The sequence below is a fragment of the Micromonospora sp. NPDC023633 genome, assembly GCF_040640035.1.
Classification (GTDB): Bacteria; Actinomycetota; Actinomycetes; order Mycobacteriales; family Micromonosporaceae; genus Micromonospora.
This window is the reverse complement of the sequence record NZ_JBFABB010000210.1, coordinates 1-6,939: the sequence shown is the minus strand read 5'-3', so window position 1 is coordinate 6,939 and position 6,939 is coordinate 1. Positions and strand designations below refer to the sequence as shown.

At 74.5% G+C, this 6,939-nt stretch carries 8 protein-coding genes; 2 read left to right on the top strand and 6 right to left on the bottom strand.

What is annotated here, in order from left to right:
• The 4 genes from AB0G13_RS33340 to AB0G13_RS33325 all read right to left on the bottom strand — a co-directional run.
• A partial coding sequence (locus AB0G13_RS33340; protein ID WP_357883250.1) for an NADH-quinone oxidoreductase subunit L occupies positions 1 to 1,842 on the bottom strand: 1,842 nt, incomplete at its 3' end.
• The gene (nuoK, locus tag AB0G13_RS33335; protein WP_357883247.1) at positions 1,839 to 2,255 is read right to left on the bottom strand and encodes an NADH-quinone oxidoreductase subunit NuoK; all 417 of its coding nucleotides are present in this window, start codon (positions 2,253 to 2,255) and stop codon (positions 1,839 to 1,841) included. The genes nuoK and AB0G13_RS33340, both read right to left, overlap by 4 nt.
• Positions 2,252 to 2,863: an NADH-quinone oxidoreductase subunit J gene (locus tag AB0G13_RS33330; protein WP_357883244.1), complete on the bottom strand. Its 612-nt coding sequence runs from the start codon at positions 2,861 to 2,863 to the stop codon at positions 2,252 to 2,254. The genes nuoK and AB0G13_RS33330 overlap by 4 nt, the downstream gene beginning before the upstream one ends.
• Positions 2,860 to 3,480 carry an NADH-quinone oxidoreductase subunit I gene (locus tag AB0G13_RS33325; protein ID WP_357883241.1) on the bottom strand — a complete coding sequence of 207 codons (621 nt, stop codon included), beginning with the start codon at positions 3,478 to 3,480 and terminating at the stop codon, positions 2,860 to 2,862. The genes AB0G13_RS33330 and AB0G13_RS33325 overlap by 4 nt, the downstream gene beginning before the upstream one ends.
• A gap of 93 nt (positions 3,481 to 3,573) precedes the next feature.
• Between AB0G13_RS33325 and AB0G13_RS33320 the strand changes: the two genes are divergently transcribed.
• Positions 3,574 to 4,146: a Uma2 family endonuclease gene (locus AB0G13_RS33320; protein WP_357883238.1), complete on the top strand. Its 573-nt coding sequence runs from the start codon at positions 3,574 to 3,576 to the stop codon at positions 4,144 to 4,146.
• Here AB0G13_RS33320 and AB0G13_RS33315 read toward each other — a convergent pair.
• The gene (locus AB0G13_RS33315; protein ID WP_357883235.1) at positions 4,127 to 4,561 is read right to left on the bottom strand and encodes an ester cyclase; all 435 of its coding nucleotides are present in this window, start codon (positions 4,559 to 4,561) and stop codon (positions 4,127 to 4,129) included. The genes AB0G13_RS33320 and AB0G13_RS33315 overlap by 20 nt on opposite strands.
• 224 nt (positions 4,562 to 4,785) lie before the next feature.
• Between AB0G13_RS33315 and AB0G13_RS33310 the strand changes: the two genes are divergently transcribed.
• Positions 4,786 to 5,805, top strand: a complete 1,020-nt coding sequence (locus AB0G13_RS33310) for a glutathione S-transferase C-terminal domain-containing protein (protein WP_357883253.1) — start codon at positions 4,786 to 4,788, stop codon at positions 5,803 to 5,805.
• 77 nt (positions 5,806 to 5,882) lie between these two features.
• Here the strand turns inward: AB0G13_RS33310 and AB0G13_RS33305 are convergent, their stop codons facing one another.
• Positions 5,883 to 6,845, bottom strand: coding sequence for a complex I subunit 1 family protein (locus AB0G13_RS33305; RefSeq protein WP_357883232.1), 963 nt, complete (start codon positions 6,843 to 6,845; stop codon positions 5,883 to 5,885).
• Between the last annotated feature and the right edge of the window lie 94 nt (positions 6,846 to 6,939).

Here is a 6,939-nt window from a genome sequence, read left to right as displayed (position 1 = left end):
CGCCGCCAGGCCGCCGCCGAGGCCGAGCGCGGCCCGGCCGCTGCCCTCGACCGCGCCGTCCACCACGACCTCGTCGGCGGTACGCGCCGCGCGGGCCAGCGCCTTCGTCGGGCGTACGACCAGGGCGCGCTGGACGTCGTCGAGCCGGAACGCGGCGGCGAAGACCGGCCGCAGCGGACCCAGCGCGGTCGCCGGGTCGGCGGCCGGGTCCCGCCGCCAGCGCAGCCAGGCGAGCCCCGCCCCGACGGCCAGCAGCGCCAGCGGCAGCAGCAGCTCCGGGCCGACGTGGATCAGGAGGTGCTCGCCGGCCGGCTCGCTCACGGCGGGCGTCAGCAGCAGCCGGCGCGCGAAGGCCCAGTCGAAGCCGGCGAGGCCGAGCAGGGCGGCCGGCACGGCGAGCAGCAGCACCGGCCAGCGCATCACGGCGGGCGGGTCGTGCGGGTGGGCCAGCGGCATCCGCGTCTCGCCGAGGAAGGTGCGCAGCAGCAGGCGGGTCGCGTACCAGGCGGTGACCGCGACGCCGACGAGCCCGGCCAGCCAGACCAGCCAGCCCACCCAGGACGGGGCGGGCCCGGCACCGTGCAGGGCGGCCTCCTGGGCGACGGCGAGCACGCCGTCCTTGCTCCAGAAGCCCGACAGCGGCGGCACCCCCGCCAGCGCCCCGAGCCCGACGACGGTGCACCAGAAGGTGACCGGCATGCCCCGGCGCAGCCCGCCCATCCGGGACATCAGCGTGGTGCCGACCGCGTGGATCACCGCGCCGGCCGCGAGGAAGAGCAGCGCCTTGAACGCGGCGTGGGTGAGCAGGTGGAACAGCGCGGCCGGCGTGGAGCCGACCGCCAGCGCGCCCGTCATGTAGCCGATCTGCGAGACCGTCGACCAGGCCAGCACCCGCTTGAGGTCGTCCTGGGCGGTGGCGGCGAACGCGCCGAGCAGCAGGGTGACCGAGGCCGTCACGCCGAGCACGGCCAGCGCCACCGGGGTCACCTCGAACAGTGGGTAGAGCCGGGTCACGGCGTACACGCCGGCGGCGACCATGGTGGCGGCGTGGATCAGCGCCGAGATCGGCGTCGGGCCGGCCATCGCGTCGGGCAGCCAGGTGTGCAGGGGGAACTGGGCGCTCTTGCCGGCCACCCCGGCGAGCAGCAGCAGGCAGGCGGCGGTCAGCGTGCCGGTGGCGTGGTCGTGGGCGAGCACGTCGGCGATCCGGAAACTGCCGGCGGAGACGCCGAGCAGCGCGATGCCGAGCAGGAAGCCGACGTCGCCGACCCGGGTCACCAGGAACGCCTTCATGGCGGCGGCCGGCGCCTCCGGCAGCCGGCGGTCGTGGGCGATGAGCAGGTAGGAGCAGATGCCCATCACCTCCCAGCCGACCAGGAGCAGGATCAGGTCGCCGGCGACCACCACCAGCAGCATGGCGGCGGTGAAGAGGCTGATCTGCGCCGCGTACGGCGGGTAGCGGTGGTCGGTGTCGACGTCGTCGTGCGGGCCCCGACGCAGGTAGCCGACCGAGTAGACCTGCACGGCCAGGGCCACCGCCGCGACCGCGACGGCGACCAGCGCGGCGGCGCCGTCCAGCCGCACCCCGAGGCTCACGGTCAGCCCGCCCAGGTCCACCCAGGTGGTGGACGCCTCGGCGGGCCGGTCGAGGGTGACCAGCAGGGCGACGGCGAGCGTCAGCGCACCGGCCGCCCCGGCCACGCCGAGCGCGATCGCCGCCCGCCGAGCGCGGTCCCCGCCCGTCCCGGCACCGGGCGGCGAGGGCGGCAGCAGCAGGCCGAGCAGACCCGCCACCAGCGGTACGGCCGGCAGCAGCGTGCCGAGCAGGGTGGTCGTGCTCACCGCTCCCCCTCCGGGCGGTCGGCGGACCCGGGCCGGGCGGTCCCGGCGGGCCGGGCGTCGGTGCCGACGGCGGCGGTGGCCGGCTCGGCCGGAGGTCCGGTCGGCGCGCCCTCGGTCAGCGGCACCTCGTCGACGGCGACGGTGGCCCGCAGCCGGTAGAGCTGGAGCACGATCGCCAGGCCGACGCCGATCTCGGCGGCGGCCAGCACGATCACGAAGAGCGCGAAGACCTGCCCGCCGTGCGGCAGTTGCGCGCGCACGGTGGTGTCGGCGGTGACCAGGATCAGGTTGACCGCGTTGAGCATCAGCTCGACGGCCATCAGCACCAGCACCGCGTTGCGGCGGCGCAGCACGCCGTAGACGCCGAGGCCGAACAGCAGCGCGGCGGTGACGTACGGGATGACGGGTCTCACCGCGACAACCCTCCGTCGTCGCCCGGATCCCCGCCGGCGACCGCCCTGCCGGACCGGTCGGTGCGGGACTGGTCCGCACCGGGCCGATCGGCGCGTGGCCCCTGGGCCCTCGGCCGGCCGATGTCGGGGCGGGAGATCACGATGGCGCCGACCAGGGCGGCCAGCAGCAGCACCGAGAGCACCTCGAAGGGGAGCACCCAGCTGCGGAAGATCTGGTCGCCGAGGCGTTCCGCGGTGCCCGCGTCGGGCAGCTCAACGGCCGTCCAGCGGTACGCGTCGACCAGCAGGACGGCCAGCCCGAGCCCGGTGCCGCCGCCGACCAGCGCCGCGGCCCAACCGGGCCGGTCCAGGTCGTCCGAGGCGCCGATCGGGGCGCGGGTGAGCATCACCGCGAAGAGCAGCAGCACCACCACCGCGCCGACGTAGATCAGCACCTGCACCCAGGCCACCAGCTCGGCGGTGAGCACCAGGTACGCCCCGGCCAGCGCGCCGAGGCAGACCACCAGGTAGAGGCCGGCCCGGACCAGGTGCCGCGTCGCCACCACCAGCACCCCCGAACCGACCGCCACCGCGCCGAGGGCGAGCAGCAGCACGTCCGCACCGGTCATGCGCCGGCCTCGGGCTCGGGGCGTACGGTCGGGGCGGCGGGACGGGGCGCGGCCGGGACCGCGGCCTTGCGCGCGGCGGCGGTCTCCTCCTTCGCCGGCTCACCGTTCGGGTCGTGCGCGGGCGGCGGCGGTACGGTGCCCATCCACTGGCCGAGGTGGTCCTTGTCGTGCAGCAGGTCCTTGATGTCGTACTCGGAGTATTCGAACTCCGGCGACCAGTAGAGGGCGTCGAAGGGGCAGACCTCCACGCAGATTCCGCAGTACATGCAGAGCGAGAAGTCGATGTCGAACTTGTCGAGCACGTTGCGCTGGCGGGGGCGGGCGGCGCCGGGCACCGCCACCTCCTCCTTGTGCGAGTCGATGTAGATGCACCAGTCCGGACACTCCCGGGCGCACAGCATGCAGACCGTGCAGTTCTCCTCCAGCAGCGCGATCACCCCGCGCGAGCGGGGCGGCAGCTCGGGGGCGACATCCGGGTACTGCTGGGTGGTCGAGCGGCGGGTCATCGTCTTCAACGTGACCGCGAGCCCCTTCACCAGTCCCGCGCCCGGCAGGCCACGGTCTCCGCCGGCGCCGCCCGGCTCGCTGCGCTCGCTGCGGTCGGTCATGCCGACCATCCTGCCCTGTGGCCGCGGCGCGCGCGACCACCACCCGGGGTCTGCCGGCGGTACGGTGAGGCGGGGAGAACGACGCACCGGAAAGGGCTCGCCATGACCGCCGCGCTGCAGGGCGACTATCCGCCGCCGGGCGGGTGGACGGTCGACGACCTCGACCGCCTGCCCGACGACGGCCGCCGCCACGAACTCCTGGACGGAAACCTCATCGTGTCGCCCTCCCCCACGCGACTCCACCAGTCCATCGCCGGTCGCCTCATGGCCGCGCTCGACGAGAGCTGCCCCGCCGACCTCGACGTCACGCAGGGCGTCGAGGTGCGGCTCTCCCGCACCCGGGCCTTCATCCCCGACGTGCTGGTCACGGAGCTGGACGCGGCCTCGCGCAACCCCTCGCACTACCGGCCCCACGAGGTGATGCTGGTGGTCGAGATCGTCTCCGAGGGGTCGCGGAGCATCGACCGGGTGCTCAAGCCCGCGCTCTACGCCGAGGCGGACATCCCCTACTTCTGGCGGATCGAGACCGAGTCGGGGATCGTCGTGCACGCCCACAAGCTCGACCCGGCCAGGCGGGTCTACGTCGAGCAGGCCCGGATGACCGACGGCATCCTCGTCCCGGAGCCGTGGGAGATCGACATCCCGCTCGCCAAGATCACGCCCCGGTCCCGCTGAGGCCACCCGCCGCGGGCGGGAGCATCTCGACGCCGAGCTGCTGGAGCAGCTGGAACAGCTCGTTGCAGCTCCACACGTCGACGATCCGGCCCGCGTCGTCGAAGCGCAGGAAGCTCGCCCCCGAGTAGCTGACCACCTGCCCGGTCGGCGGCACCGGCCCGAACGGCCCGGCCTGGGTGCCCGCGGCCCGCCAGTGCACCGCCACCCGGTCCCCGGCGGCCACCACGTCCACGATCTTGTAGCGCAGATCCGGGAAGGCGGCGCGCCGTTCCCGGTGCCACGCCAGCGTCGCCTCCGGGCCGGCCCCGCCCAGCCCCGGGCACTCCGGCGACACCAGCTCGTACGCCGACTCCTCCCGCGCGGCGTTCCACACGTCGGCGATGAAGCGTCGGGCCGCCGCCTCCACATCGATCATCGCGGCAGCCTAACCGCCGCCCGGCCCGGACCCGGCCCACCGCCTCCGGGCTCGACCTCACGGCGGAGGTCGGCACACGGCGCGCCCGAGGGCGGCGCAGCCGCCATGATGGGACGAGCGACGGGCGACGGCGGAGGGCTGGCATGGGCGGCACGACCGAGGGCGGCACGACGGGCGGCACGGCGACGGGTGGCGGCAGCGCCACCAGCGGCGACGACGTGCTCATGCGGACCGGCGGCAGGTACGTCGAGCCGGGCGGCGAGTTCACCCGGGACCAGCGCTACATCGCCACCCGGATCACCGCCGACGCCCGGGACGGCTGGCCGGTGGAGCCCGGCCGGTACCGGCTGGCGGTGAGCCGCGCCTGCCCCTGGGCGAACCGGCTCATCATCGTCCGACGGCTGCTCGGGCTGGAGGACGCGATCTCGATGGCGGTGGCCGGCCCGACCCACGACAAGCGGAGCTGGACGTTCGACCTCGACCCGGGCGGGCGCGACCCGGTGCTCGGCATCGAGCGGCTGGCCGAGGCGTACTTCGCCCGGTTCCCCGGCTACGAGCGGGGCATCACCGTGCCGGCGATCGTGGACGTGCCGACCGGGCAGGTGGTCACCAACGACTTCGGGCGGATGAGCCTCGACCTCTCCACCGAGTGGACGGCGTACCACCGCGAGGGGGCGCCCGACCTCTACCCGGAACGGCTGCGCGACGAGATCGACGAGGTCAGCGCGGTGCTGTTCCGGGACGTCAACAACGGCGTCTACCGGTGCGGCTTCGCCGGCGACCAGGCGGCGTACGAGAAGGCGTACCGCCGGCTGTTCGACCGGCTGGACTGGCTGGGCGAGCGGCTGGCCGGGCAGCGCTACCTGGTCGGGGACACCATCACCGAGGCGGACGTGCGGCTGTTCACCACGCTGGTCCGCTTCGACCCCGTCTACCACGGCCACTTCAAGTGCAACCGGAGCAAGCTGACGGAGATGCCGGTGCTCTGGGCGTACGCCCGGGACCTGTTCCAGACGCCCGGCTTCGGCGACACGATCGACTTCGACCACATCAAACGGCACTACTACGAGGTGCACCGCGACATCAATCCGACCGGCGTGGTGCCGCTCGGCCCCGACCTGGCGAACTGGCTCACCCCGCACGGCCGGGAGGCCCTCGGCGGCCGCCCCTTCGGCGACGGCACCCCGCCCCCGCCGCCCCCGCCCGCCGAGCGCGTCGACCCCGCCCACACCCCGCTGCGCTGACGGCGCGCCCCGCAGCTCCGGCTGCCTCCACGGCACACACGCGGTGCCGTTGGGGCCGACCCCCACGGGCCTTCCCCCTACAGCGCCACGCGGACGGCGGCGGTGAGGACGAGCTGGCCCAGGGAGACGGGGACCAGGACGAGCCAGCAAAGGCGCTGGAGCTGGTCCTCGCGCAGCCGGGGGTAGGACACCCGGAGCCAGATGATCAGGAACGAGACGGCGAACACCTTCAGCAGGGTCCACAGCCAGCCGAGCTGCGCGTCGGCGAACGGGCCCTGCCAGCCGCCGAGGAAGAGCACGGTGGTGAGCGCGGCGATCACCACGATGCCGACGTACTCGGCGAGCAGGAAGAACGCGAACCGCAGGCCCGTGTACTCCGTCATGTAGCCGAAGACCAGTTCCGAGTCGGCGACCGGCATGTCGAACGGCGGGCGGCGGATCTCGGCGAGCCCGGCGAGGAAGAAGACGACCATGGCGGGGGCCTGCCAGAGCAGCCACCACGGCTGCCACGCCTCGACGATGCCGGAGAGGCTGAGCGTGCCGGCCGCCATCGCCACCGACGCGGCGGCCAGCACCAGCGGCAGCTCGTAGCCGAGCAGCTGGGCCGCCCCGCGCAGGCCGCCGAGGAGGCTGTACTTGTTGGCCGACGCCCAGGCCGACATCAGCACCGCCACGACGCCCACGCCCACGACGGCCAGCACGAAGAACAGGCCGATGTCCAGCGGCTGCCCGACCAGGTCGTCCGGGCCGAGCGGGATCACCAGCAGCACCAGCAGGTAGGGCACGAGGGCGACCGCCGGGGCGAGCCGGAAGACCGCCCGGTCCGCCTCCCGGGGCGTGACGTCCTCCTTCTGGACGAACTTCACGCCGTCGGCGACCAGCTGGGCCCAGCCGTGGAAGCCGCCCGCGTACATCGGGCCGAGCCGGCCCTGCATGTGCGCCATCACCTTGTGCTCGGCCTGCCCGACCAGCAGCGGCAGGGTGAGGAACGCGACGAGCACGCCCCCCACCCGGATGACCAGCTCCAACCACAGCGGCATCAGGGCGTACCTCCGTCGTCGTCGGACCGCTCCGACGCGGCTGGCCCCCGCGGTGCCGGCGGGTCCGCCGGCGGGCCGGAGCGGGCGGCCCCGC